Here is a 25,640-nt window from a genome sequence, read left to right on the forward strand (position 1 = left end):
TAACTCATAGTTTATTTTATTTGAAAATTAAAAAATTTTAGCAGGTGTTTAAGATATGAGCTTAGTTGCTACGCCCCCTGAGAAGACGCTCGAGCACTGGACGAGCTCTTATTTGCGATATAGATATAAATCAAAGGTATCTTTGTGGTGGCCTAGCTTTGGTCAAGATATTGAGCTTGCAAGCCCCCGGAATCTACCAGGAAAATCTCTAAATCTAGAGATTAAAACTTCGTATATGGATTCTAGATTTTTTAAAATAAAAATTCGCTACTCTCAACTCATTAGTTATATTTCGTGGAATAGTCCAAGTTTTGAACCGTACTATGTTTTTCCTCTCCCGATCTGGCCGGGAAGAATTGAAGATTATGCAAGGGTGAATTTGAAAAATAAATCTGAATTTTCATATTCACGAAGTGGTTCTATGTGGTATCCCAATTGGGCTTGGGTAATTCACTCGAGATCTTTATATAATTATTTACAAAAGAACCAATCGCTGATTTCGCAGAAAGATGATGAGAAAACATTAGTTAAGGGGACCTGGAACTCAACTAAAAATAAGTATGATTTGCAGTGGTTGCCCTCTAGGGGGCCCAGAAATCGTCCAACTTTTCAACCGCCTAGTTCTTTGGTGAACCTAAGAGATTTTCTGGATAAGTTTGAACAGTGTGGCGGAGTGGGGTTTCCTCAGGCTGTACACCTTCCTCGTTTCAGCTTGCTTGAGGGGGTAAGTATTGAGGGTGTAAAAGAACAAATGATTAAATATGGAATTATTCTTCAAAACAATGACGGATATCCATATGCCAATAATGAAAATGTGGATTATATTGAAGATTGTGATACCTTTATTATTGGTGAAAAAAATAAGTTCTTTCCATGTCCTACTGAAGGGGTTTCTCTTGAGGTGCCCCCAGGGTCAAACCTTCAGAGGTTATTCGTGGATGCGAGAGCGTTTGTGAGTTGATGATATATCTATCCATTAATAGGAAGATTTCCTATAAGTGTGAATTTCATTAAAATTATTTATATAAAATCCTACCAAGATAATGTGACATGATGACTTCACGAAATCCTTTTAGCCCCGATGCTCAAGCAGGAAAAGTGGCGGTGGTGACCGGTGCCTCCTCGGGGATTGGGCGGGCAACAGCCCAGATCATGGCCGCTACCGGCTGGACTGTCTACGCCGTAGCCCGCCGCGCTGAACGGCTCCAAGAACTTGCCCGGCAGTGCGGTGTGCGCCCGGTGGTCCTAGATATTACTGACCGTGACGCGGTGGTTGAGCAAGCCGCACGGATTCTGGAAGAAACCGGGGGACAGCTCGATGCGCTGGTTAATATCTCCGGTGGCGCTCTGGGTGTGGATGCCGTAGCTGATGCTGACCCCGACGGCTGGTTATCCATGTTCAACCTCAATGTTGTGGGAACACTGAACATGGTCAAGGCCTTCCTACCCGCCTTGCGCGCTAACGGACAGGGCACCGTACTCAATCTGACCTCCACAGCGGCTGAAGCTGGTTACGAAGGTGGAGCAGGCTACAACGCCGCCAAGTTCGGGGAACGCGCGCTGACCGAAACCCTGCGTCTTGAAGAAGCAGAGAACAACGTGCGCGTGATTGAGATCCGCCCAGGAATGGTTCGCACCGAAGAATTCTCCCTCAACCGCCTGGGCTCGGGCGAAGCTGCCGCCAAGGTCTACGCCGGAGTAGAGAAACCGCTCCTAGCCGAAGACGTAGCCCAGACCGTCACCTTTGCGGTGAACATTCCCCACCACATCAACCTGGACCATATCACTCTGCGCCCGGTCGCCCAGGCCGCCCAGTATAAGGTCATTCGGACTGGGGCGTGAAACCTCCATGAATGTCAATGGGCGTTTGGTTTCTTCGGTTGAGCGTGACTTTACTCAACCTAAGCTGTGCGTTCATGAGTATTAGGGCGACAACCCGAAACTGTGCAGGAGTTACAGTATGACGAGTGTGGGCGTCTGGTTGGAACTGTGGGTGCTGATGGTACTGAGCAGGTTTTAGCCTACGATGCGGCTTCTCAACTTGTGAGCGTGACTGGCTCTGATGGTCTGGTTCGTGAGTTTGTGTATGACGGTTTGGGACGGCGTGTTCGGGAGACTGACCCCGACGGTTCGGTGCGTGAGTTTGCCTATGGGCCTGCTGGCTATCTGGAAGGCATCCGGGTTGGTACCGGCGCTGGGGAGTCGATAGCACATTCGATAGAGGTCGATGCTCTGGGTGAGATTGCTCAGATTGACGGTATTAATTTGTTCTGGGATTCTACCGCCTCGGTTCCCACGCTGGTCAGTGTTGCTGGTGAGTCTTAGGGGCTTGCACCTGCGACCGGTTGGCGTTTGACCCGTTCGACGGATGAGGTGGATCCTTTCGCTGTTCCCGGTGCTGGCCCCGATGCCTCTGGTGAGGGTGGGTTGCTTGCTGGTTTTGGTCTCAGCGCTGATGGTGTGCCTGTTGTTGCCGGTGTGGGGTTGATGGGGGGGGGCTCGTGGTTATGATCTGCTGACCGCTTCATTCTTGAGCGTTGACCCTTTGGCTCCTGTGGCTGGTGCTGCGTGGGGTTTTAATCCGTATTCTTTAGCGGGTAATAACCCGGTGAATCAGGTGGACCCGTGGGGTTTGCGGCCTGTTACTGACGCTGATTTTCAGGCCTATGCGCAAGCACAATCCCGTGGCCTGTTGGGGGCCGTTAAAGATTGGGCCAACGAACATGCTGATGCTATTGCTGCAGGCGCTGTTTTAAGCCTCGCCGCCCTTGTCGCCAGCGGGCCTATAGGTCTCATAGCACTTGGTGTTGCTGGCGGCGCTGCACTGAGCGGTGGTATTTCTATCCTCAACAATAAAAACCCAGATGGCACAGTTGACTGGAAAAAAGTAGGAATAGACACCCTGGTAGGTGGAGCCACTGGAGCTATAGGCGGAGCTGGTACCGCTGCCACAAAGTTAACGATGGCAGTTACAAAATCCGCTACCCGTTTCAAGGGCTCAGTGGCCGTGAACGCTGGTATTCACTTTACGAGTGGCTCAGTTGGTGGTGGTCTTATTTACTCCGTTAATTCAGCGGTGAAAGGTGAGAAATGGAAGTTGAGGGAGTTTATTGGCAACAGCGTAGGCGGAGGCTTCGGTGCAGCTGTGGGCGGGTTCTTTGGCCCAGGCTCAGGAACGCTAGCTAAAGCATCTCCTTACCTCAGGCAAAAAATTACTGAACTTGGAATGAACTTTTGCGGGTGGTGTTGGAGCCTAAGGTCTTACCGCCGGAATTTCAGGCGAAGAAACTAATATAAGAAAACTATTGGTTGCTGGAGGTACTTCTGCAGGTTTCTCACAAGTACCTGTTGCGAAAGCAACGAGAGCAAATACACTGAATCAGGCAAGCTGGACGTCTCCAAGTACACTTCGTGGCATGTTTAAAGGTACCCAGTCTTCTAGGATGTGGAGAGGCGCTTTACTGGGAGATTCAATTTCTGGAGATAATGATATATTGTTTGGAGACATATTAAAAGGTGAGTAAGAAATCTAAAAATTTATATTCGCTGTTTGCGGCACCTGTTTCACTGTTTGTGCTGTATTTATTTTTTATTGGTTTACAACATTTTTTTATATTGTTTATTGCGACTATAGCATTCGGTGTATTAGGTTATTTGATATTTCGCTTTTTGCCAAGAAGTATTGCTTACTGGCTATCTTTTGCTTTGTGGATATTCGTGTTTGCCTATGGTGTAGCGGGAGATGAAATATGGCATAAATCTATGGTTATGATTATCCCAGGTTTTTTTCCAGGTGTTCACATTGGTGCTAATCAACGAGAAAAAATTAAAATTATTGAGAGATAAAGTGTGTGACGATGGTTTTTGAAGATTCCTCGGGTCGGATGATTTCTGTAGAGCGAAAAGTGTATGAGAAGAAAGTCCTGTGGAAAAGGAATAAGACTTTTCATCGTGTCCGGTTGACGGTTGGCAAAGAATGGGCTGAATTTGAAACTTCCGAATTAACCAAGAATTTTTTTGAAGGGCAAGCGATTGCTGAGTCCTTTGATTCATCAAATGGGCCAGTTTTTATTGCGAATGTAGATTGGGCTCCCGAGTCTTCTTTGTTTGAAAAACAAGTAATGGGTGTTCCTAAGCGCTGGTGGGTAGTTTGTTTTATGAATCTTAGTGTTGAGCCTGTTCAGGCAGCTTTTTCTCCGGAAGATTTTGATAGCTTTTTGAAGCAGATTTCTGTTGAGCAGTAAGTAATATATAATAATTGCAACAGTGGTCGAGTAATAAATTGTAAAAGGTATCGGAAAATCGATTAATAGACTTGTATAATCTAAATCTCCATAAAATATTTTGGGCTACCACGGATTAACCTGATCTCGCCTGAATAACTGGAATGGGGCCACAGAGGATCAAGCCTTTATTCCTTTGCGGGCACTAACCCGGTGAATCAGGTGGAGCCTGAAGTGGTTTGGATGGTTTTATTGGCTTTTTGACCTACCGGCTATTGGTGTGCCTGTTGGTGGGGGTGTGAAGCTGTTGTTGCAGCGGGGGTTGTAGGGGCGGCTCTTACTTTTATAGGAGTGGATTGAACGCTCTAGTAGGCGGAGCTTCAGCTCTTTTGGGTGGAGGTGCTGCATTGGGTGTTGGCAAAATACTTGCAGGACGTGCTGCAAGTACGGCAGCTAGTCTAAGTGATGAATCAGCTATGTTATTCCAGAAGGCTACTAATTTTTATAAGACAGGACGACCTCGAAGCGACTTTAAGAGTTTGGTGTTGCAACGTGAAAGTGTAAGACGCTCTGAACAGGCAGCCATTTCTCAGGCTAATAATTGTGCAAGGTTGAGTACATTCCGTCAGATGCTTCCAGGGTAAGTCGTGGAAGGCGCTACAACCGGTGGCTTCAATAGCTTAGGTGGTTACTTTATCGATTCTAAGGGGGGCGAAAAGTACGACCTAAGTTGTGGATGGAGCACTGAGGACTTGGGCTTCTGGCACCATCTTTGGTGGCGTTACTCCCTCCTTGGGCAATTCTGCTAGAAAACTTGGAGAAAACAGCCTGAAAGCTGCTAATCCGATCGTAGATAAACTTTTTGCTTTAAATCCATTACCTTCTCTAGCTATAAATAATTCAAGTGTGCACAAGGTTGCAGGGTATACTTCAGACAGAATCATTGATTTCTCGACAGGTGCAGGAAACTATCTTATCGGATATGGAGGTGAATTCTCAGGTAAGGATATGGTTATTAAAGGTTTAGAGAATATGGCTGGGGGTGCATCTACCCACGCGGGGCAAGTTGGAGCCAACACTTCTATAGGGAGTGGTGGCGAAGGCTCACACTAATTATCAGAAAGTTACTATGAAAAAATATTCAACTAAAATATCTCAGTCTAATCATCCTGGAAGTAACCTTGAGGGAAAAGTTGGATTTAAAAACTATTTAGGATGTCTAGGGTTATTGGTATTTTTTAGTGTTTGTTTAACTCTAATGGTTGGTATTCCTTGGTATTTTATCGCGGGCAATATTGAATCCATGCAAGAAGAGAAGCGCTGTACTATTGAAGATGCTTATATTGATGGTTCAGGTGGGGGACTGAGAAGCGCCTCGACGTCATCGACGATTATGATTCGTACTGAAGAGTGTGGGGTTATTGGGTTCAAAGGTGATTTAGGAACAGGCTCTACTGAAGGGGCTGTGGATCTTTTAGACCTGCATCAGGGGGAAACCGTGATATTTTGGCTACACCCATATCAGCTGCCTCGTTGGACTGGTGCTGTGCTTGATGCTCAACGTATCGAGTTGCCTTCGGAAACGGGCTGAGCACTAGAGCGCGTGATGTTTAGGCAGCACAAACTGAGCGGCATGTATTTCCTGCTTGCGATGATGCCACGTTGTTTGTTGGTGTTTTCCTGTAGTTGCAAAAGGATGTGTTTGGGTCCACTGGTGTGACTTCGTTGAATCCCGTCAAGTAAACCCCCAAGTGCGCTGAGGGAAGCCCATGCTTATCGGACTGCTCCGGAGGGCTTTACATGGGATGAACTCAACAAACTCTCATCGAAAACCTGGACTATTGAAGGGGCGAAAGCGGTAGGACATTGGGAACTCAACTAAAAAAACACATCACAGAATGTGTCGAAAAAATACATGCCCTGCTTAATTCTATGCAGTGCGAACCTTATAGTTCTTCTTTTGAAGGCATAGTGCATTCCCTTCATTCAGTCCCAAACGAAGAAATCGTAATCAGAAATATCCTCAAAATGTACCGAGGGGCTGGTAGTTTCTCAGATCTTGTTTTGTCTACCGCGGGCAACTTCTATCCACAAGAAAATGTGATGTTAGACCGTCTGAGAACGCGTTTATATGATCTTTGTGTGGAGTATGTAGAAGAACAGAGTAGGAGTGTGTAGTTTCTGCTACTTTTTGGTGTTTAGCAGGCGGGGCTGGTTCCCAGGATTTTTTTTGGGGTGGCTGGGGCTGGACCCGATACCTCTGATGGTGTGCCTCTTGTCGCCGGTGTGGAGTTGATGGGTGCCCGTGGCTACGACCCGGGTACGGCTTCATTCTTGAGCGTTGATCCTTTGGCTCCTGTGGCTGGTGCCGCCTGGGGTTCTAACCCGTATTCCTTTGCGGGTAATAATCCGGTGAATCAGGTGGACCCGTGGGGTTTGCGGCCTATTACTGACGCTGAACTAGCGGACTACCAGAAGGCTCATCAGGGTTACTTGGCTGATGCTGGTGATTTTTTTGCGGATAACTGGGAGTATTTAGCGGCTGCCGGTATGGTGATTGCCGGTGGTGTTTTGATGGCTACCGGTGTTGGTGGCCCTGTTGGTTTGATGCTGGTTCAGGGCGGTATTTCTGTGGGGGTGCAGAAGGCTATTACCGGTTCGGTTGATCCTGTGCAACTTGCTATGGATATGGTGCCGGGGGGCCCTGTGATTCAGGCTGTATGTGGGGCTGGTTCTGCGGCTTATTCGTATATGAAGCAGCCGGGACCTCATAATGTGTCTGGTTTGTTGGGTGATGTGACTGTTGCTGCTGTGGCGGCTGTTTTGCCGGGGCCTTCGTCTGCGGGCAAGAAACTCGTGGGTGGAGGCATTGAGACGCTTGAGAGGGGCGCTGTTAAGAGTGCTTCTAAGGATGCGAGTGGAATAGCGGGAGGTGGTGCTTCTAGTGCGAATCCTAGGATAGGCGAATTATCTCCTGTTCCTGAGCCGCAGTTTGTTCAGCCTATCGGCCCTGTGGAAGCGAAAGCCCACCAGGTGCTAGATACTATAGACCAAAAAGGCGTGGCACCAAGTGGTTTCAAGGGCGGAAAAATATGGGAAAATAATGGGAAGGGCGCTGTGTTACCATCCGGAAAAAACGAACCAATTAGCTATCGTGAATGGGACGTTGACCCCAAGGTTAAGGGCATCCCCAGAACAGCTGATCGCTTAGTCACTGGCTCAGACGGTTCTGCATACTACACAACAAATCATTACAAATCATTTATTATGATGCGACAAGGAACAAGCAATGGTGGATAATATTCAGGGATACTTCCGACAGACACCAAAATTCCAGGTCTGCAATGTAAATAATTTGCAGGCAAAAGAAATACTTGAATATTCTTTGCAAGAAGGTTACCTCACTGCAGTAATAGATGGGAAAAGGGTAAAAACAGAGCAAGATTTATGTCAAGAAATCGGTTCCCAGATGCATTTTCCCGCGTACTATGGTGAGAATTGGTCAGCGATGGGGGAGTGTTTGGCTGATATGGATTGGGATGATTCACCTGAATGGACTCTGGGGGAAATCAAAGGCGGGGTCATCATTATCAAGAATTTTTCTGACTTATTATCCCAATCTACTATTGTAGGTCCTGATGATTTTATTAAACTGCTAGAGAATTCGCATCGGTATCTTTTTAGTCCTGTCGATAATATCTCAGGTATTCCCCGCGAGAGAATGATAAAAGTTTTCGTTGAGGTGCCTTAGTAAGAAACCAGCGGTTTTGAATAATCCTAATATGGGCGGTGTTTTGGGGTGGGCTAGTTATGTGTGGGCTCTTGAGGTGGTTGGTTTGAGGGAGGATGCTTTGGGGTGGTTGGGTGAGTTTGAGGTGCGTCATGCTGCTAAGGAGTTGAAGTACCAGGATTCTGATTTTGTTGATTTTGTGGTGGGGTTTCGGGAGCGTTGTGGTGTTTAGGTAGGGTGGTTTGTATGGCAAGAGATCGTGATGTGCAAAAGCTGTGGCATGCTGAGCTAGCCCAGTTGGGTTTTAAGAAGGTGGGCAGGGATGCCCAGTACTTTTTTGATGAGGAATGGTCAGGTTTTGTTGGGTTGACTACGAGTTCTAATTATGGGACTGGTTCCTCTGTTGATGTGACTATTGGTGTTGTGTGGCATCCTTTTACGGAGTTGGCTCGTGAAGTGGCGCCCTTTTTGGTGGAGCATAAGGGGGAGCCGGTTTTTGGTGAGGCTTTGTTTGAGATTGATCCTTTGCGGAGTGAGCGTTTGGGGCCTGAGTGGAAGATTCAGGAGGGTCCTTATGGGCCGATTGATTTGTCGGCTCCTGTGACGTGTTTGGTGGAGCAGGGTGTGCCTAAATCGCGGAAGATGTGTTCGGTGGAGTACGCCTTGGATGTTTTGAGGTGGCGGGGGTTTAATCCTAATATTGGGGGTGCTTTGTGGTGGGCTAGTTATGTGTTGGCTCTTGAGGTGGTTGGTTTGAGGGAGGATGCTTTGGGGTGGTTGGGTGAGTTTGAGGTGCGGCATGCTGCTAAGAAGTTGAAGTATCAGGATCCTGATTTTGTTGATTTTGTGGTGGCTTTTCGGGAGCGTTGTGGTGCTTAGGATGAGCGGTTCTGGTGAACCCGGCCGCTTTTGATGTCCGTAGAAACACGAACTGCCTAGCCAACCCAAGCCCCTCAACTCCCTCAACCCTGAAGAGCCAACTACCAAAGCCTTGAGAACCCCACATCAAGTCTGCCCCTGAAGTACGCTAAAGCCCCGCGACCACCGGGGGAGCGGGGCCTTGACGCAAGTAGAAATTAGCGGATCCGCACGGCCTCAAAGGAAACCTGGGGAGCCACATAGGACTGCTGCGATTCAATGAGCTGTAGCTCGCGCTGGCCAGATTCTAGGGTGTTCTTCAGAAGCTCATAGACGCTGGCTGTTGTCAGTTCCAGGGCCTCCTTCAAAGACTTACCCGATGTAAAGTGAGAAGCAAAAAGTGCTTGGGTCACGTCTCCTGAACCGTTAGCCTTCAGCGGTAGCCGGTCCGTGGTAATTAGCCAGGCCTCATCGCCGGATACAGCTAGCATCTGAATGCTGTTGCCGGGAGTTTCAGGGGTCGAAACGCTCGTGACCAGCACCGTCTTCGGGCCAATTTTCTGGGCCTTCTTGACCGACTCGAGCACCTCATCGAGGGTCTGCGGGTTGGTGCGGGTGACAAAGCCCAGCTCAAACTGGTTGGGGGTAATAATATCGGCGTGCTGGATGACCCGGTCACGGATCAGCTCCTGCACCTCAGGTGAAACAAAGCAACCGCTGGTGGCGTTACCCAGAACAGGGTCGCAGGAGTAGAGTACCTTGGGGTTCTTAGCGCGGGCTTTAGCCACTGCGTCCAAGATGGCATCGCCAATGGATGAGCCACCCTGGTAACCAGAAATAACCAGAGCGGTGTCATCGAGGCCGCCGCGTTCTTCAATACCGGTAACAACCTCACGCACATCGTCGCCGGACATCAAGGGGCCGCGCCACTCACCGTAGCCGGTGTGATTAGAGAAGAGGACGGTGTTGACTGGCATAACCTCGTGGCCTAGGCGCTGGAGGGGGAAAACTGCTGCTGAATTGCCGACATGCCCGTAGGCTACGGCTGACTGAATAGACAAAATACGCATAAAGGTATTGTGTCACAGACCCATGATTCCCTGTGACCCTATGACCTTTCACTACACCACGCGGCAATAGAAAAAAAAGGGGGCGGTACATGCTTGTGACCAAATCTTAAAAGGACTGATCTACATCAAGGGTAGGTAGGGCTGGGTCCAGAGAAGTGGATGGTCGGGCTGGCGTGAATGGGCTTGCCAGCGGTAGCTAACCTAGGCGGGAGGGGCAACAAGGAGCATGAGTCCCGGCCACCAGCTACCGTATATGTAAGGTGGACCCGCAGGTTCGGAACTACCTGGTCCACCTCCAGTACCGCGACCAGAGCTTCGCAAGCTGGGCGTCCCAGACTGAGCAAGGATTGCTCCAGTAGACTGCTTGATCAACAAAAATGCCGCTGACCCGGGTAAGGAGCCAGCGGCATGATTGCTAAACCATGTAAGTTCTACGGGCGGGTTGCATCTTCTGGTTTGTCGAAGCGGACACCTTCAGGGTTAGAGGGCAGAATAGCCATAATTAGGGGAACAAGTACACCGGGGCCTGCGAAGCTTAGTAAGTAAAAAGCACCGTGAAAATTGGCGTCTTGCAGGCGGCGCCACCAGAGGCCCAGCATGGTGACAAACTGTACAATTCCAAATGCACCGATAATAAGTGCGAAAATCAACGTCCTACCAGCCAACGCCGGGCCGAGCTCATTAGACGCCTGCCTGTATTCATTGTATGCATCCAGGCTTGTGGACGCCGCTTCTTGTAGCTGCTGAAGATGGTTGATAGTAGGAACAATTGCCAATATAGCTATTATGGAAAGCACCAAGCTGATAATAAACCATACGAGCATGACCCACCTGAATTCTGAGCGTGAAGCGCGTCCGCTAAAGCGGAATATGTACTTGCGCCAATTTTTAAGGGCCTGTCCAAAGCTGACGTGTGGGCGGGGTGCCGGGTGCGTGGGGGTAGCTGACTGAGTCTCTGTAAGACCTCAAGATAGATAGAGTAAACAAAATGTGCAAATACTATTATGGCAGGCGTTGACGCTACTTACCCTGATATCCCATGCACCAAATATCTCAGGAACTAATCGGTGGAAGCTCTCAAAGGGCGCAATGGGGGGCGCAGAATCGGTTGGATCACTACATATCGGCATCATCGAAGAACTCTTCGTCCAGCTCAACAACTTCGTACATCTGCTTTATTTGGATACCTACTTTGTACTTGACCATGAGGGACGTAAGACGTTCACCATCGATCAGGGCAATACTATGAGAAGGCGAATCAGCAGTTCGCCGGGCGGACTCGGTGAAATTACTGGTTGTGATAAAAACTCCAGAACTTACCCCTTTGATAGCTAAGGCGCCGATAAACTCACGTATGGTTGCGCTACCGATACTGTTGTTTTCTGCATATCTTTTGGCCTGCACATAAATCTTTTCGAGTCCCAGCGCATCTTGGTCGATTACTCCATCTACACCACCGTCTCCGCTACCTCCGATCTGCTGGCCTCGCTTCTCCGCACCTCCGTAGCCCATAGCAAATAATAGCTTGATAACAGCTTTCTCGAAAAAAGACGGGTCTGAGGCGCGAAGGCGCACCAGTAACTCGTCTTTCGCTTGTGAAGTGAGAAGAGCGATACCCTTTTCGATTGATTCAGCCGGGGGCTCCAAATCAATTTCTAGATTATGAGAATCAACAGAGCTTATTTCCCCACTCGTTTTTCTCTGAGGCCAGAATTGCCTAAATATTTTGTTCGCTTCTGCATAGGTAAGGTTGGTGTTTCTATTACCTTCCAGCCAATTTTTACCGGCTTCAGTGATGGTATAGAAGCCTTTCGAGGGGCGGACTGCCCATCCTGCTTTAGTGATGTGGCTGAGCGTCCAGCCAATACGGTGAGCAGAAACTTTCATACCGCTGGGCAACTTTGCTGAGCGTGCATCAGGGGAGGCTAGGTATCGGTCTTCGATAAGTCTTACGATCTCTTTCGTGCTGACCACATCGTGCTCTTCAAGTACCTCCAAGGCTGGACGAACAAAGAACGGCCAAGGGGGAACAGTAGCTGTAGATTTATCGTTTGTCATGGTGGTCATTCTAGTTGGGAGAGTGCTTCGAAGAGCAGAATTCCCAAAACCCAAAATTGTAATTTAGGTTGGTCTGCTCACCTTGTTTTACCTGCACTGGCCGCTATCTTGGGGGCACCGTGGGGCGCTACCCCTATATCTTGTACTCACATCTCTGTAATTTGAGGCCTCAATGAATAAACAGGTAAAAAATGGGTCAAAAACAGGTTAGACAGAGGCAGAATCAGCGCATAAACTAAGTATCAGTTGCAAAGACCCGGCCATCACCGGCGAGCAATCCGGAAGAACAGGTTATACCTGCACACCCCCGTAAATTCGTTGCGACGAGGGGAGTGCGCGGAATAGATATAACCCCAGTAGACCCGGACGGGTAAGCCCGAAACAGCTGTCATGAAGCGACTGATAACCGGTTCGGCACCTGCGCCAGCGGCTGGCTCATCTCACGACGAGCTAGCCGCTGGCGCAGGCCCATGCAAGCCCCGTAAGGCAATGGCTGGGAGTCGGGCCGGTTCTTTCAGTAAGCAAGGTGGTACCGCGCCAAACCCGGCACCTAGTTCGGGCCTAGCGTCCTTGCAGAACCCAAACTCAACCCATGTCGAGAACTAAAGGTCGCAACCATGACTCAAAAGCCTGTCTACCCTAAGGCAAGCGCAAGCGGTGCCAGCTTCGTAGCCGCTTCCCCCTCCTTCCCAGCACTCGAAGAAGCCGTGCTGAGCTACTGGAAGCAGGACGGTACTTTCCAAGCCTCCATTGACAACAGGGAGGCAGGCGCTAACGGGGCCAACGAGTTTGTATTCAATGATGGTCCTCCCTTCGCTAACGGCCTGCCCCACTACGGCCACCTGCTCACCGGCTACGTTAAAGACCTGGTAGCCCGCTACCAGACCCAGCGCGGACACAAAGTCGAACGCCGCTTTGGCTGGGACACTCACGGCCTGCCCGCTGAGCTTGAAGCCATGAAGCAGCTGGGTATGACCGATAAGCAACAGATTATCGAGATGGGCATTGATAACTTCAACGATGCCGCCCGCGCCTCAGTGCTCAAGTACACCACAGAGTGGGAAGAATACGTCACCCGTCAGGCCCGCTGGGTCGACTTTGAGAACGACTACAAGACCCTGAACGTTGAGTACATGGAGTCGGTCATCTGGGCCTTCAAACAGTTGCACGACAAGGGACTAACCTACGAGGGTTTCCGCGTTCTGCCCTACTGCTGGAAAGACGAAACCCCGCTTTCAAACCACGAGCTGCGCATGGACGATGACGTCTACAAGGACCGCCAGGACCCCTCGGTCACCGTTGCTTTCCGCATTACCAGCGACACCTCCCTAGCCGCCGATCAGGCTGTTGCCGCTGAACTGGTGGGGGTTGAGGCTCTTGCCTGGACCACCACCCCCTGGACCCTGCCCACCAACCAGGCGCTTGCCGTTGGCCCCCAGGTGCGCTACGTCCTTGTAGCCGGTGCCGGTGAGCTGGCTGGCCGCCGCTTCCTGCTGGCTGAGGACCTACTAGGGGAGTACGCCAAGGATCTGGGCTACGCCGCTGAAGAAAACCCGGTGGAGGCAGCCCGTGCCGCTGTCCTGGCAACCTACACCGGTAGCCAGCTTGAAGGCCTGCGCTACGCACCCCTGTGGGACTATTTCACCGATGCCGAGAAGTTTGGCACCGCGACCTCCTGGCAGATTCTGCTGGCTGATTACGTGACCACCACCGATGGTACCGGTCTGGTACACCAGGCACCTGCCTACGGTGAAGAGGACCAGAAGGTCTGCGAGGCTTACGGTATTCCCGTGATCCTCTCTATGGACGAGGGCGCTAAGTTCCTTGACCTGTTCGCCGACCCCAGCCTGGCTGAGGGTGCGCCCCTGGCAGATATTGCTGGTGTGCAGATTTTTGATGCCAACCGCACCATCATCAACGTACTCAAGGCCGACGGCACCCTGATTCGTGAGAAGTCCTACGTGCACTCCTACCCGCACTGCTGGCGCTGCCGCACCCCGCTGGTCTACCGCGCCATCACCTCCTGGTATGTGCGCGTCACCGACTTCAAAGACCGCATGAGCCAACTGAATGAGAATATCAACTGGATCCCCGAGAACGTCAAGCACGGTCAGTTCGGTAAGTGGGTAGAGAACGCCCGCGACTGGTCAATTTCACGTAACCGCTTCTGGGGCTCACCAATCCCTGTGTGGGTTTCCGATGACCCCAACTACCCCCGAACCGACGTTTACGGTTCACTGGCAGAGCTAGAGGCAGACTTCGGTCGCCTGCCCCTGAACAAGGACGGCCAGGTTGACCTGCATCGCCCCTACATTGACGAGCTGACCCGCCCAAACCCCGATGATCCCACCGGTAAGTCCACCATGCGCCGTGTAGAGGACGTACTGGATGTTTGGTTCGACTCCGGCTCCATGCCTTTCGCCCAGTTCCACTACCCCTTTGAAAACAAGGAGTGGTTCGAGGCTCACTACCCGGCTGACTTCATTGTGGAGTATATCGGCCAGACCCGCGGCTGGTTCTACACCATGCACATTCTGGCAACCGCGCTCTTTGATCGTACTGCCTTCGAGAACGTCATTGCTCACGGTATCGTGCTGGGCTCAGATGGGCAGAAGATGTCTAAGTCCCTGCGCAACTACCCCGATGTGTCCGAGGTGCTGGACCGCGACGGCTCTGACGCTATGCGCTGGTTCTTGATGTCTTCCCCCATTCTGCGCGGTGGCAACCTGATTGTGACCGAACAGGGTATCCGTGAGGGGGTCCGCCAGGTCATGCTACCCCTGTGGAACGTCTACCACTTCTTTGCTCTCTACACCAACGCAGCTCACCAGGGCACTGGCTACGAGGCAAAACTGGTCTCCGAGGCCGAGCACGTCATGGACCGCTTTATCCTGGGCAAGACCCGCCAGCTGGTCGCCCAGGTCACCGAGGCAATGGACGCCTACGATGTGTCTGCCGCCTGCGATGCTCTGCGTTCCTACACCGATGCTCTGACTAACTGGTATGTGCGCCGTTCCCGCGAGCGTTTCTTCAACGAAGATACCGCAGCCTTTGATGTGCTTTACACCGCCCTGGTCACTATGGTCAAGGTTGCCGCCCCCTTGCTTCCGCTGACCAGCGAGGAAATCTACCGTGGCCTGACCGGCGAGCGCTCGGTTCACCTGACCGATTTGCCCACCCCTGGGGACTTCAAGAACGAAGAGGACCTGCTTGCTCTCATGGAGACTACCCGGGCAGTTGCTTCTGCCGGTTCGGCTTTGCGTAAGGCTAAGAAGTTGCGCGTACGCCAGCCCCTGGCTCACCTGACTGTTGCTGTTGCTGGCGGTAAGGAACTCGCCGGAACCTTCGAGAGCATCATCGCTGATGAGCTAAATATCAAAACCGTTGAACTGCTGGATGCCGCAGAGGTGGCCCCTGCTGACTTCGGTATCTCTCAGCAACTTAAGGTCAATGCGCGTGCCGCTGGGCCCCGCCTGGGCAAGCAGGTTCAGGTCGCTATCAAGGCTTCCAAGAGCGGTGACTGGAAGGTCGCCGAGGACGGTACTGTGGTCGTTGGCTTCCAGGCTGTTGAGGGTGGTATGGCTCTTGAGGCCGGTGAATATGAGCTTGAAACCGTGGTCGCTGAGGCCGATGGGGCCGCCGAAGGCGCGGTTTCTGTTCTGCCCGGTGGAGGATTCCTAGTTCTTGATACCGCCCTGACAGATGAGCTCCTTGCAGAGGGCACTGCCCGCGATGCAATCCGCGCAATCCAGTCCGAGCGTAAAGAAGCCGGCCTGAACGTCGCTGACCGTATCAAGCTCACCGTCTTGGCACCTGCTGCTGACCTTGAAGCGATTCGCGCCCACGAGCAGCTGGTTGCAGGTGAGACTCTGGCAGTGAGCATCTCCTACGCTGAGGGAACTGAGTTCTCAGCCACCGTAGAGAAGGCCTAAATGACGGACCAGTCCCTGAATATAGATCCTGTCTTCACCGAGGTCCAGGCTCAGGGCGTCCTTGCGGATGACGCCCCCGGCCTGGCAACGGTCTACGCGGAGCTTCTTGGCCGTGCGCCCGAGAACAAGATGGAACCCCGTCTTGATGCAGTGCGTCGGGCTGTGGATATCCTGGGGGAGCCTCATCGCTCTGCCCCGGTGATTCATGTGACCGGAACGAACGGGAAGACCTCTACCGCCCGTATGATTGAGCGTCTGCTCATGGCCCACGATATCCGTACCGGCCGGTATACCAGCCCTCACCTGGCACGGGTCACCGAGCGCATCAGTATTGACGGTGCGCCGGTGGCAGATAGCACTTTTGTGCGTATCTGGGGAGAAATCAAGCCCTACCTGGATATTGTGGATGCTGAGCTTGAAGCCGCAGGTCAGCCCCGTATCACCTACTTTGAGGCCTTGACCATTCTGGCTTTCGCTATCTTTGCCGATGAGCCGGTTGACGTCATGGTTCTTGAAGTGGGTATCGGGGGCACCTGGGATGCCACCAATGTCGCCGATGCTACGGTTTCAGTGGTGACCCCCATCGGCCTTGACCACACCGACATACTGGGGGAGACCCTGGCCGAAATTGCCGCTGAAAAGGCCGGCATCATCAAACCTGATGGTTTCCTGGTTTCTGCCGTTCAGGACCCGCAGGCGGCACAGGTCTTACTTGAAGCAGCCCAGGCCCAGAACGCCGACTACCGTTTCGAGGGTGTTGAATTTGGGACGACCCAACGAACCGCAGGTGTGGGGGGCCAGCTCATCACTATTGAGGGCCTAGCTACCCGTTACGATGACATTGCCCTGCCACTCTTTGGTGCCCATCAGGCTCAGAACGCCTCGGTGGCCCTGGCAGCGGTGGAAGCATTCTTAGGTGGTGGGCAGAAAGAACTGAACCTTGAGCTGGTTAAACTGGCTTTTGGTGAGGTTCGTTCACCCGGTCGCCTGGAACTTGCCCGTACTGAGCCGCCCGTGGTGCTTGATGCGGCCCATAATCCTCACGGTTTGCTTGCATCGGCTACCGCTTTTAAGGAGTCCTTCAGCTTCCAGGAACTGCATCTGGTGGTAGGTATTCTGGGTGAGAAGGATGCTGCTGGTATGTTCGAGATCTTGCTCAGCGAGTACGTCGATCGTCAGGACTTCCGCACTGTTCTGCACCTGACTGCCTCTGATTCGCCGCGTGCAATTGCCCCGGAGGCTCTTGTGGAGCTGGCCCTTGAAGCAGGCTTTGATGAGGATAAGGTCGAGACCCACGAAAATGTGGCCGATGCTCTTGCTGCTGCTGTCACTGTTGCGGCTGATGTTCCCAACCTGAACTCTGCTGTGCTGGTCACCGGTTCTATCACCGTAGTGGGCCAAGCCAGCACCCTGCTAGGTCTGTAAGGAAAGGAATACCGATGGCTCGTATGACACGCGCTCAGCGGGAGTGGAAGCCCGGGCAAGCCCCCAAACGGCGGTCTATCAAGGTTTTGTTTACCTCCATGGTGCTTTCTTTGGAAGCTCTGGTTGCTTTCTTTGCGACCCTGGCTATTTTTGGCCACCATTTCAATGACCCTACCTGGATCAAAGTCCTGATCTGGGTGCTGGGTCTTTTCCTGGCAGGTGCCCTGGTACTTACTCCGGCTCTGCTCCGAAAACCCTGGGGCTACCATCTGGGGTACCTGCTACAGGTCCTGCTGATTGCGGTTGGCTTTGCTCTGCCTTCCATGTTCTTGGTGGGTGCCGCTTTTGCGGTGGCCTATTGGTTTGGAGTGACTCGCGGTAGCCGCCTTGACGCGGAAAACGAGATTCGTGCCCGCGAACAGGAAGAATGGGAGAAGGCTCAGCGAAATAGATAAAGACTGAAACCTCTTCTAGCTACAACCTTTTCAAGCGGCCCGGTGCCCTCGCCCGCCCTGTGCGGTTCGGGGGCACTGCGCTTATGTCTGGTAACTCTAAGATTGATCCTCCTACTCTGGTAGGGTGAGAATAAACTTTTCCCTGACTACTAAAGGAGATCTTCATGTCTGAGCGCACCCTAATTTTGGTTAAGCCCGATGGCGTAGAACGCAACCTGACCGGTGAAATTTTGGCCCGTTTTGAGCGTAAGGGCTACCGCCTGGCTGAGCTAAAGATGCTGGTCCCCTCCCAGGAGCTTTTGGCCCAGCACTATGCAGAGCACGAGGGCAAACCCTTCTACGATCCGCTGGTTTCTTACATGGGTTCCGGGTCTGTTGTTGCTCTGGTACTTGAGGGCGAGGGCGTTATTGAGGGTGCCCGCAGCCTGATGGGTTCCTCTAACCCCACCACTGCGGCTCCCGGCACTATCCGCGGTGACTTCGCCCGTGACTGGGGTCAGAGCGTCCAGAAGAACCTGGTTCACGGGTCCGATTCAGCTGAATCGGCAGCCCGAGAAATCGCCCTCTGGTTCGCCTCCTAAGGGTTTGAGGCAGGTGCCAAAAAGCTGTGGCCTCCACCGGTTGAGTGGAGGCCACAGCTTTTCTGATGGTGAGGCTGGGTTTAGAACATTCCCACGATCACGTCAAAGAAGCGGATAAAGACGATACCGAACACTAGAATTAGAATCAGTGTGATGGAGAACCAGGTCCAGGTGGGGGCGGCCAGACGGATTGATTCGGGAGCCGGGATGAGACCGGCCTGGAGGTTACGGGCTGTCACCCTAACAAAAATCATGGTCTGCATAACCCACACAATCATGCAGAACAGGCACAGGGCATTGATGTCAAAAGTAGTGTTGTACCAGAGCCAAAGAACGAAAGCCATAGCGAGCGTGTGCCCTACCTGCATACCGATCCAGTACCAGCGCTTGAAGCGGGCTCCAGCTATGAGAGCGGTGGAGATAGCGAGAACAATTCCGTAACCCACCAGACCGATGAAGGGGTTGGGGAAGCCGAATACTTCAGCCTGCCAGGTACGCATAACCGTTCCGCAGTTGAGGAGGGCGTTCAGGTCGCAGACAGATTTGTGGGCCCCGTCCATATAAATTTGCAGGCGCTCATAAACTAGCATCGAGGAAGAAGCTAAAGCGATGAGGCCAGGGAGTAGAGTGAACCAGCCCAGACGGCGGTCTGCTCTGGCATGTTCTTCTTCCGGTAGGGTATCAAGCCTGCTAACGGGTGTAGACACAGCGAATCCTTAGGTTTTATCTAGCGCTTACCTCTCCATAGTACGCGCAGGTTTCCCGGAGCAAGGGGGTAAGTGCCACCGTCGGGGTTTCTTTACGAAAGTTCACAGCTGCTGTATGGCTGTGGCCTTGATGGTCCTTGGAGCGGGCTGGTTTTGTGCTCGGTCTGCCGTGAAAGGCTCACCTACTTTAATGGGGCTAAATGTCCCTGTCTGTGAGAGAATGAGTGTGGTAGTGTGCCGTCCGCATACGGTCTCACTACCCAGTAGGCACCCTGATAGGAGACCGCTACGCCGCTAGCTTTGCGCTGTCGGAGCGGTTATTCCCTGCAAAGAGTGGCCCCGGATGGGCCGCCTCGGAGGTCGCCGCTGGCCCGGTTTTCACTCGGTACGGAGCATAGAAGCCTTGACCGACCGAGGATAAGCCTAGGTGCTCTAGCGAACCGGGTAGACAGGATTTCGGTGGACACCGCGTTAGTAAGCGGTGGGATCATCGACGAACTATAAGTCCGCTCATGCGGTGGCGGCACATGTACTTAAAGGAGAGTGGACGCTGATGAGCAGCGAACAGAACGAGGCCCCAGAAAACCTCGAACCCCAGTCTGTGGAGGAACCTCAGACTGCGGTTAAAGATCAGCCTGAGACTCAGGAGGCTCCGGCCGCTGAGAATAAGCCCGTCAAAAAGCGGACTCGCACCCGTCGCCCTGTCACGAAGGCTCAACCCCAAGAAGTCGCGCCGCAGGGTGAATCCGATTCGGAGCCCGAAAGTCTTACAGTAACCAGCGAAGTCGACGAGTCTGCCGAACCCGCTGAGCAGTCATCTACCGACAGTGGCTCGGAAGCCACCGAAGGACCCTCAGGGCAGACGGAGGAAGAGGTAGAAGAAGCTGTTGTCTTCGAGGAAGAGGACCAAGCTGGCGGGCTAGACCCGACCATGACCGCCGAGGAACAGGCCGCAGAAACTGCCCGCCAGAAGACCCTGCGTGAACAGAAAGAAGAAGAACTGGCCCGTATTGCAGCTGCTGCCAGCGCTAATAGCCTGCTCTTCTACTCACCCGACCTTGATTCCATCAAGGAACAGCTCCGCGCTGAGGAAGAGGCCCGCCGTGCGGCAGAAGAGGCTGAGCGACGCGAGCGCCGTCTGGCTGATCTTGACCCTGAGGTTACTTCCCGCCGTCGTCGTCGTCGCCGCCGCGGCGACGCTGACCTTGAGTTTGAGGGTGGCACTGAGGGTGATCCCGAGGACACCGTTGTTAAGGTGCGCGCACCCCGCCTGCCTGATTCTCACAGTAGCAACCGGGTCACCGGTGTTCGCGGTTCTACCCGCCTTGAGGCTAAGCGCCAGCGCCGCCGCGAAACCCGCGCAACCGGCCGTCGTCGCCAGATCATCACCGAGGCTGAGTTCCTGGCCCGCCGCGAGTCGGTGGACCGCCAGATGCTGGTGCGTCAGAAGGACGATCGTATCCAGATCGGTGTTCTTGAAGACGGTATTCTGGCCGAGCATTTTGTCTCTAAGACCCAGCAGGATTCCCTGATTGGCAACGTCTATCTGGGCAAGGTCCAGAACGTTCTGCCCTCTATGGAAGCTGCTTTCGTTGACATTGGCCGTGGCCGTAACGCTGTGCTGTACGCGGGGGAGGTCAACTGGGATGTCAGTGGCCTGGATGGTGCCCCCCGCAAAATTGAGAACGCTCTCAAAGCTGGGGATTCGGTGCTGGTGCAGGTAACCAAGGACCCCGTGGGGCATAAGGGTGCCCGTTTGACCAGCCAGGTTTCGCTACCTGGTCGCTACCTGGTGTATGTACCCGGTGGCTCTATGACCGGTATTTCTCGTAAGCTACCCGATGTTGAACGTCAGCGCCTGAAGAGGATTCTTAAGGACAAGCTCCCCGAAGATGCGGGCGTTATTGTGCGTACTGCCGCTGAGGGCGCTAGCGAAGAAGAGCTGAGCAACGATATCAACCGTCTGCGTGTTCAGTGGGAGGAAATCAAGGGAAAGAGCGAGTCCCGCAAGGTACTTGCCCCTGAGCTTCTCTACCAGGAACCCGATCTGACTATCAAGACGGTCCGCGATGTCTTCAATGAGGACTTTACGTCCATGATGGTCCAGGGGCAGGAAGCCTGGGACTCGATTGAGGCCTATGTTACCTATGTTGCCCCCGACCTGCTCGATCGCCTCAAGCAGTGGGAAGAGGACGATGACCTCTTTGACCACTACCGTATTGAGGAACAGCTCCAGAAAGCACTTGACCGTAAGGTCTACCTGCCCTCCGGTGGTTCGCTGGTGATTGACCGCACCGAAGCTATGACCGTAGTCGATGTGAACACGGGCAAGTTCACCGGTAGCGGTGGCAACCTGGAAGAAACCGTTACTAAGAACAACCTGGAAGCGGCCGAAGAAATCGTCCGTCAGCTCCGTCTGCGCGATATTGGTGGCATCATCGTGGTTGACTTCATTGATATGGTCCTTGAGTCTAACCGCGAGCTGGTACTGCGCCGTCTGGTGGAGTGCCTGGGCCGTGACCGCACCAAGCACCAGGTCGCTGAAGTGACTTCCCTGGGTCTGGTTCAGATGACTCGTAAGCGTATGGGAACCGGCCTGCTTGAGGTTTTTTCGGAGCCCTGCGAGGCCTGTGCAGGCCGTGGTCTGCTGGTGCATGACCAGCCGCTGAAGGGCCGTAGCGGCGGCGCGTCGGACTTCATTCACCGTTCTGAGCGCGATGACCGCAAGCGTTACCGCAACCAGAAGAATCAGGTTCGCCGTGCTGACATCGCCGAAATTGATGAGAGCGATGAGCAGAAGGCTGAGGCCCGTAAGGCGGCTCTTGCCAATCTGGTAGCCGCTACCAGCGGCCAGCACGAGGATGAAGAGGGAGAAGCCGAATCTAAGTCAGCTCGTAAGCGTAAGCGCCGCAAGCGTAACCGCCGTGCCGAAGCTGGTGCAGAATTTGATGCTAGCCAGCAGGGTGCAGAGCAGGTCCTTACTATCGGTGATGATGTCATTGAGCTTCCCACCGGTGGTGAGCTTGAGTCTCTTGAAGAGGGCATGGGGGAGCAGGGCTCCTTCACGCTTGAAACTCTGGCCGCTGTGTTCGACTCTGAGGCCCCGGATCAAGAGGACAACCGCCCCGTAGGCCGTGCCCGCAACCAGGGTAAGCGCCGTGGCAGTAAACAGCGTCAGGAGATTTCTGCCGATGCTCTGTCTGCGAACTCTGATGCCAGTTTGGAAGTTGACCCCGAGGCTGACTCTCGCTTTACGCAGAGCTCAACCAGGCTCGATGCTATCCGTGCCGCTGAGGCTAGGGCCCGCGCCTCCCAGCGTGCTGGCCGTGAGTACCAACCTCGCGACGGCGAAGAGTCTAAGGACTCTCCCCAGCGCGGTGGCGACCGTACGGGGCGTAGCTCCAACCGCCGTAACTGGAATGAGCGGGATAGCTCACCTGAAGGTGGTCGGGGCCGTGGCCGGCGTCCACGCAGGGCTACCAGCTCGGACGTCAAGTATGTCGCTCCCCTTGAGGTTCCTGCTGAACCCGGTGTCACCGGTGTGGCAACCCCAGGTAAGAAAGCTGCTGAGCCTGTTGCTGAGGTAGCGCAGGTCGAAGCTATCGCTGAGCCGGTAGCTGAGTCTCCGCGTAAGAAGCGCCGCCCCCGCCGTGCTGTCAGCTCAGGTGCCGGATCTTCGGCTGTCAAGACTGAGCAAGTTGCAGCTGCCCAGGGTACTTCGGTTGTTGCCAGCCTTGAGCAGGTTCAGAAGCCGGTAACCGCGGCTGAGAACGGCCCCGTTATGTTGGGTGTTGGTGTCTCTGCCGCTGACATCAAGCGTCAGGGCCGCTAAGCCCTAGCCGGTTGGCCCCCCGCCCCTTCGCCGGGACGGGGGCCTGTTTGCGTTTTGAGCTACCGCGAGATTGAGGGTGAGTGCTTGCCCACACCCCTGCTCTCTGCTTGCCCAACGCAAGGTTAAGGCGTAAACTTGTGAGCTGGTGCTGTTCTCACAAGCAAGCGTTAGCGTGAGTTCAGCTAGGGCATGAACATCCTCTAGGGTATTTCAAGGCCAAGCCAACAGAGGATAATTCATCACTGAAAATACCCGGTGCAAACTGTGGTAACCGGGTAAGGCACCTTGCTGTTGAGCCGGTGAAGCTTTCAGAGATGGTTATCTTGCAATTATTAAAATGACGTCAAGAGAAGTGAGTTCCCAAGTGGCATACGCAATTGTTCGCGCTGGCGGCCGCCAGGAAAAGGTCTCAGTAGGAGATCTCGTTACCCTTGACCGCGTCGCTGGTGAGCCTGGAAGCACTATTGAGCTTCCTGTACTGCTGCTAGTTGATGGGGACAAGGTCACCGCTGATGCAAAGACCCTGGCTTCTGCCAAGGTAACTGCTGAAAAGATCGAAGACCTCCGCGGTCCCAAGATCGTTATTCAGAAGTACAAGAACAAGACCGGTTACAAGAAGCGTCAGGGCTTCCGCGCCGAACTGACCACCGTTAAGATCACTGCGATCAAGGCGTAAGTTCGCACTAGACTGGTTTTAAAACAACCCATTCTTTTTACCTAAGGTAGGCATCAATGGCACATAAGAAGGGCGCAAGCTCCACCCGCAACGGCCGTGACTCAAACCCCCAGTACCTCGGTGTTAAGCGCTACGGCGGCGAGACCGTCAATGCCGGCGAGATTCTCGTTCGTCAGCGTGGCACACACTTCCACCCCGGCAACAATGTTGGCCGCGGTGGCGATGACACCCTGTTCGCTCTGGCAGCAGGCAAGGTCGAGTTCGGTACCCGCAAGGGCCGCAAGGTAGTCAACATCCTTGCAGCCGCTGAGTAAGGTTTTATAGCTTTTTCAGTGTAGAGGGCGATCACGCTAGACGTGGTCGCCCTTTCTCATGTTTTTGGGTAAGGTTCGCAATGACCAGACCTGCTCTTTTTTGAGCCTGTAGACTTATACCCACACTATTTTTTATTTTTAGCTTTAAGGAGCTTTATTTCGTGGCAGAATTTGTAGATCGCGTGGTCCTGCACGCAACAGGCGGGCACGGTGGGCACGGCTGTGTCTCGGTTCGCCGTGAAAAGTTTAAGCCTTTGGGCGGTCCTAACGGCGGTAACGGGGGCAAAGGCGGTGACGTTATCCTGCGTGTGGACGGTCAAACAACCACCCTCCTGGAGTATCACCACAGCCCTCACCAGCACGCCCCTAACGGCGATATTGGCCGTGGCGACATGTCGCACGGCTTCAATGGGCAAGACCTTATTCTGCCTGTTCCCCAGGGCACCGTGGTTAAAGATAAAGACGGTAACGTGCTTGCAGACCTGATTCGCATGGGCGATGAGTTCGTTGCGGCTGAAGGTGGCATGGGGGGGTTGGGTAACGCGGCTCTAGCCTCGACCAAGCGTAAGGCACCTGGCTTCGCTCTGCTGGGCATTCCCGGTTCACAGCGAGATATCGTCCTTGAACTCAAGTCAATTGCCGATATCGCTCTGGTGGGCTACCCCTCAGCCGGTAAGTCTTCGCTGATTGCCGCTATTTCTGCTGCCCGCCCCAAGATTGCCGACTACCCATTCACCACCCTGATTCCTAACCTGGGTGTTGTGCAGGCAGGCGATACCCGTTACACCGTAGCCGATGTACCCGGCCTCATCGAGGGAGCCTCAGAAGGAAAGGGCCTGGGCCATAGGTTCCTGCGTCACGTAGAGCGCTCAAGCGCACTGGTACATGTCATTGACTGCGCCACCTTGGAACCCAACCGCGACCCCATCTCTGACTTCGATGTGATTCGTGCTGAGCTGGAAAACTACGAGGTTGACCCCACCGCCGGTGTGACCGTCCCCCTCAACGATCGCCCCCAGATTATCGCTCTGAACAAGGTCGATGTCCCCGAAGCGCGTGAGCTTGCCGAGTTCGTGCGCCCCATGTTTGAAGAGCGCGGCTACAAAGTCTTTGAGATTTCTACCGCCTCTCATGAGGGCCTGCGCCAGCTCACTTTTGCCATGGCCAAGCTGGTGGAGGAAGACCGCGAGGCGCGCAAGAAGAGCAAAGAGACACCTGCTGAAGATGTCACCATCGTCAAGCCCAAGGGCTTCCGCTCGCGTAAGCGCCAGGAGTTCATTATCCGCAAGGAAGAACGTAACCTGGAGCCCCTGTTCCGCGTGATGGGCGAAAAGCCTGAACGCTGGATCAAACAGACTGACTTTAACAACGATGAGGCCGTGGGCTATCTGGCCGACCGTCTGAACCGTCTGGGCGTGGAGGACGAACTTTTCAAGGCCGGTGCCGTTGCGGGTGATGCCGTGGTCATCGGTGAAGAAGCCGATGCAGTGGTCTTTGACTGGGAACCCACTATGGTTGGTGGCGCAGAGCTACTCTCCTCACCGCGCGGTACCGATGCCCGCCTTGAAGAGCTGATTCGCCCGACTCGTGCCCAGCGTAAGGCTGAGTTCCACGAGCGTATGGATGCCAAGGCTGAGGCTCGAGCAGAGCTTGAAGCTGAGCGTAAAGCCGGTATTTGGACCGAATCTGTTGCCCAGAAGAATTCAAAGCGCTCTCAGGATTCCTCGGACCAGTAGGGCGCCGGGTATAAAGCTGCGATTAGGGTTTCATAATGTGCAA

At 53.4% G+C, this 25,640-nt stretch carries 23 protein-coding genes and 2 pseudogenes; 21 read left to right on the forward strand and 4 right to left on the reverse strand.

The window, feature by feature from the left end; genetic code table 11:
• Positions 1 to 55: 55 nt before the first annotated feature.
• The 13 genes and pseudogenes from ACN082_RS04005 to ACN082_RS04065 all read left to right on the forward strand — a co-directional run bounded on the left by ACN082_RS04005 (position 56) and on the right by ACN082_RS04065 (position 8,832).
• Complete coding sequence (locus tag ACN082_RS04005) at positions 56 to 961, forward strand: hypothetical protein (protein WP_419099558.1); 906 nt, start codon at positions 56 to 58, stop codon at positions 959 to 961.
• 89 nt (positions 962 to 1,050) lie between these two features.
• Complete coding sequence (locus ACN082_RS04010; RefSeq protein ID WP_419099559.1) at positions 1,051 to 1,842, forward strand: SDR family oxidoreductase; 792 nt, start codon at positions 1,051 to 1,053, stop codon at positions 1,840 to 1,842.
• A 102-nt stretch (positions 1,843 to 1,944) separates the two neighbouring features.
• The gene (locus ACN082_RS04015) at positions 1,945 to 2,325 is read left to right on the forward strand and encodes an RHS repeat domain-containing protein (RefSeq protein ID WP_419099560.1); all 381 of its coding nucleotides are present in this window, start codon (positions 1,945 to 1,947) and stop codon (positions 2,323 to 2,325) included.
• 181 nt (positions 2,326 to 2,506) lie between these two features.
• Positions 2,507 to 3,292, forward strand: a pseudogene (locus ACN082_RS04020) (hypothetical protein); the annotation flags it as partial.
• 224 nt (positions 3,293 to 3,516) lie between these two features.
• Positions 3,517 to 3,846 (forward strand): hypothetical protein, encoded by a 330-nt coding sequence (locus ACN082_RS04025; RefSeq protein WP_419099561.1) that lies wholly within the window; start codon positions 3,517 to 3,519, stop codon positions 3,844 to 3,846.
• Positions 3,847 to 3,851: 5 nt separating this feature from the next.
• Positions 3,852 to 4,244 carry a hypothetical protein gene (locus tag ACN082_RS04030; protein ID WP_419099562.1) on the forward strand — a complete coding sequence of 131 codons (393 nt, stop codon included), beginning with the start codon at positions 3,852 to 3,854 and terminating at the stop codon, positions 4,242 to 4,244.
• A gap of 711 nt (positions 4,245 to 4,955) precedes the next feature.
• Positions 4,956 to 5,336, forward strand: a complete 381-nt coding sequence (locus ACN082_RS04035; RefSeq protein WP_419099563.1) for a hypothetical protein — start codon at positions 4,956 to 4,958, stop codon at positions 5,334 to 5,336.
• A gap of 16 nt (positions 5,337 to 5,352) precedes the next feature.
• The gene (locus ACN082_RS04040) at positions 5,353 to 5,814 is read left to right on the forward strand and encodes a hypothetical protein (RefSeq protein WP_419099564.1); all 462 of its coding nucleotides are present in this window, start codon (positions 5,353 to 5,355) and stop codon (positions 5,812 to 5,814) included.
• Between the two features lie 704 nt (positions 5,815 to 6,518).
• Positions 6,519 to 6,602: pseudogene (locus tag ACN082_RS04045) on the forward strand (hypothetical protein); the annotation flags it as partial.
• A 114-nt stretch (positions 6,603 to 6,716) separates the two neighbouring features.
• Positions 6,717 to 7,523, forward strand: coding sequence for a ribonuclease domain-containing protein (locus ACN082_RS04050; protein WP_419099800.1), 807 nt, complete (start codon positions 6,717 to 6,719; stop codon positions 7,521 to 7,523).
• Complete coding sequence (locus tag ACN082_RS04055) at positions 7,513 to 7,974, forward strand: barstar family protein (protein WP_419099565.1); 462 nt, start codon at positions 7,513 to 7,515, stop codon at positions 7,972 to 7,974. Before ACN082_RS04050 ends, ACN082_RS04055 begins: the two co-directional genes overlap by 11 nt.
• Before the next feature lie 16 nt (positions 7,975 to 7,990).
• Entirely contained in the window at positions 7,991 to 8,185 is a 195-nt protein-coding gene (locus ACN082_RS04060) for a hypothetical protein (RefSeq protein ID WP_419099566.1), read from the forward strand.
• Between the two features lie 14 nt (positions 8,186 to 8,199).
• On the forward strand, positions 8,200 to 8,832 hold the full coding sequence (locus tag ACN082_RS04065) for a hypothetical protein (RefSeq protein WP_419099567.1): 633 nt from the start codon (positions 8,200 to 8,202) through the stop codon (positions 8,830 to 8,832).
• 197 nt (positions 8,833 to 9,029) lie between these two features.
• Here the strand turns inward: ACN082_RS04065 and pdxY are convergent, their stop codons facing one another.
• The 3 genes from pdxY to ACN082_RS04080 all read right to left on the reverse strand — a co-directional run bounded on the left by pdxY (position 9,030) and on the right by ACN082_RS04080 (position 11,939).
• A complete protein-coding gene (pdxY, locus tag ACN082_RS04070) occupies positions 9,030 to 9,881 on the reverse strand; it encodes a pyridoxal kinase PdxY (RefSeq protein ID WP_419099568.1) in 852 nt (283 codons plus the stop codon).
• A 431-nt stretch (positions 9,882 to 10,312) separates the two neighbouring features.
• The gene (locus tag ACN082_RS04075; RefSeq protein WP_419099801.1) at positions 10,313 to 10,753 is read right to left on the reverse strand and encodes a DUF805 domain-containing protein; all 441 of its coding nucleotides are present in this window, start codon (positions 10,751 to 10,753) and stop codon (positions 10,313 to 10,315) included.
• A gap of 244 nt (positions 10,754 to 10,997) precedes the next feature.
• Positions 10,998 to 11,939 (reverse strand): restriction endonuclease, encoded by a 942-nt coding sequence (locus ACN082_RS04080; protein ID WP_419099569.1) that lies wholly within the window; start codon positions 11,937 to 11,939, stop codon positions 10,998 to 11,000.
• Positions 11,940 to 12,556: 617 nt separating this feature from the next.
• On the opposite strand from ACN082_RS04080, the gene ileS reads away from it, so the two are divergent.
• From ileS to ndk, 4 genes are all read left to right on the forward strand, one after another.
• Entirely contained in the window at positions 12,557 to 15,871 is a 3,315-nt protein-coding gene (ileS, locus tag ACN082_RS04085) for an isoleucine--tRNA ligase (protein ID WP_419099570.1), read from the forward strand.
• Entirely contained in the window at positions 15,872 to 17,296 is a 1,425-nt protein-coding gene (locus ACN082_RS04090) for a bifunctional folylpolyglutamate synthase/dihydrofolate synthase (protein WP_419099571.1), read from the forward strand. It abuts the gene before it with no gap.
• Positions 17,297 to 17,310: 14 nt separating this feature from the next.
• A complete protein-coding gene (locus tag ACN082_RS04095) occupies positions 17,311 to 17,751 on the forward strand; it encodes a DUF4233 domain-containing protein (protein ID WP_419099572.1) in 441 nt (146 codons plus the stop codon).
• Between the two features lie 164 nt (positions 17,752 to 17,915).
• Positions 17,916 to 18,332 carry a nucleoside-diphosphate kinase gene (ndk, locus tag ACN082_RS04100; protein WP_419099573.1) on the forward strand — a complete coding sequence of 139 codons (417 nt, stop codon included), beginning with the start codon at positions 17,916 to 17,918 and terminating at the stop codon, positions 18,330 to 18,332.
• Between the two features lie 80 nt (positions 18,333 to 18,412).
• Here ndk and ACN082_RS04105 read toward each other — a convergent pair whose 3' ends face one another.
• Positions 18,413 to 19,039 carry a vitamin K epoxide reductase family protein gene (locus tag ACN082_RS04105; protein ID WP_419099574.1) on the reverse strand — a complete coding sequence of 209 codons (627 nt, stop codon included), beginning with the start codon at positions 19,037 to 19,039 and terminating at the stop codon, positions 18,413 to 18,415.
• A gap of 553 nt (positions 19,040 to 19,592) precedes the next feature.
• Between ACN082_RS04105 and ACN082_RS04110 the strand changes: the two genes are divergently transcribed.
• The 4 genes from ACN082_RS04110 (at position 19,593) to obgE (ending at position 25,597) form a co-directional block, all read left to right on the forward strand.
• Positions 19,593 to 22,871, forward strand: coding sequence for an Rne/Rng family ribonuclease (locus tag ACN082_RS04110; protein WP_419099575.1), 3,279 nt, complete (start codon positions 19,593 to 19,595; stop codon positions 22,869 to 22,871).
• A 364-nt stretch (positions 22,872 to 23,235) separates the two neighbouring features.
• Positions 23,236 to 23,547, forward strand: a complete 312-nt coding sequence (rplU, locus tag ACN082_RS04115; protein WP_419099576.1) for a 50S ribosomal protein L21 — start codon at positions 23,236 to 23,238, stop codon at positions 23,545 to 23,547.
• A 56-nt stretch (positions 23,548 to 23,603) separates the two neighbouring features.
• Entirely contained in the window at positions 23,604 to 23,861 is a 258-nt protein-coding gene (rpmA, locus tag ACN082_RS04120; RefSeq protein WP_135013898.1) for a 50S ribosomal protein L27, read from the forward strand.
• A gap of 161 nt (positions 23,862 to 24,022) precedes the next feature.
• Positions 24,023 to 25,597: a GTPase ObgE gene (gene obgE / locus ACN082_RS04125; RefSeq protein WP_419099577.1), complete on the forward strand. Its 1,575-nt coding sequence runs from the start codon at positions 24,023 to 24,025 to the stop codon at positions 25,595 to 25,597.
• Positions 25,598 to 25,640: the final 43 nt, after the last annotated feature.

The organism is Rothia sp. CCM 9417, assembly GCF_048513575.1.
In the GTDB taxonomy this organism is placed as follows: domain Bacteria; phylum Actinomycetota; class Actinomycetes; order Actinomycetales; family Micrococcaceae; genus Rothia.

Bases quoted from the DNA above. Each gene is read 5' to 3' on its own strand.
- ACN082_RS04005 (WP_419099558.1), top strand. From the start codon at position 56: ATGAGCTTAGTTGCTACGCCCCCTGAGAAGACGCTCGAGCACTGGACG.
- ACN082_RS04010 (WP_419099559.1), top strand. From the start codon at position 1,051: ATGATGACTTCACGAAATCCTTTTAGCCCCGATGCTCAAGCAGGAAAA.
- ACN082_RS04040 (WP_419099564.1), top strand. From the start codon at position 5,353: ATGAAAAAATATTCAACTAAAATATCTCAGTCTAATCATCCTGGAAGT.
- ACN082_RS04055 (WP_419099565.1), top strand. From the start codon at position 7,513: ATGGTGGATAATATTCAGGGATACTTCCGACAGACACCAAAATTCCAG.
- ACN082_RS04065 (WP_419099567.1), top strand. From the start codon at position 8,200: ATGGCAAGAGATCGTGATGTGCAAAAGCTGTGGCATGCTGAGCTAGCC.
- pdxY (WP_419099568.1), bottom strand. From the start codon at position 9,881: ATGCGTATTTTGTCTATTCAGTCAGCCGTAGCCTACGGGCATGTCGGC.
- ACN082_RS04080 (WP_419099569.1), bottom strand. From the start codon at position 11,939: ATGACAAACGATAAATCTACAGCTACTGTTCCCCCTTGGCCGTTCTTT.
- ileS (WP_419099570.1), top strand. From the start codon at position 12,557: ATGACTCAAAAGCCTGTCTACCCTAAGGCAAGCGCAAGCGGTGCCAGC.
- ACN082_RS04090 (WP_419099571.1), top strand. From the start codon at position 15,872: ATGACGGACCAGTCCCTGAATATAGATCCTGTCTTCACCGAGGTCCAG.
- ACN082_RS04095 (WP_419099572.1), top strand. From the start codon at position 17,311: ATGGCTCGTATGACACGCGCTCAGCGGGAGTGGAAGCCCGGGCAAGCC.
- ndk (WP_419099573.1), top strand. From the start codon at position 17,916: ATGTCTGAGCGCACCCTAATTTTGGTTAAGCCCGATGGCGTAGAACGC.
- ACN082_RS04110 (WP_419099575.1), top strand. From the start codon at position 19,593: ATGAGCAGCGAACAGAACGAGGCCCCAGAAAACCTCGAACCCCAGTCT.
- rpmA (WP_135013898.1), top strand. From the start codon at position 23,604: ATGGCACATAAGAAGGGCGCAAGCTCCACCCGCAACGGCCGTGACTCA.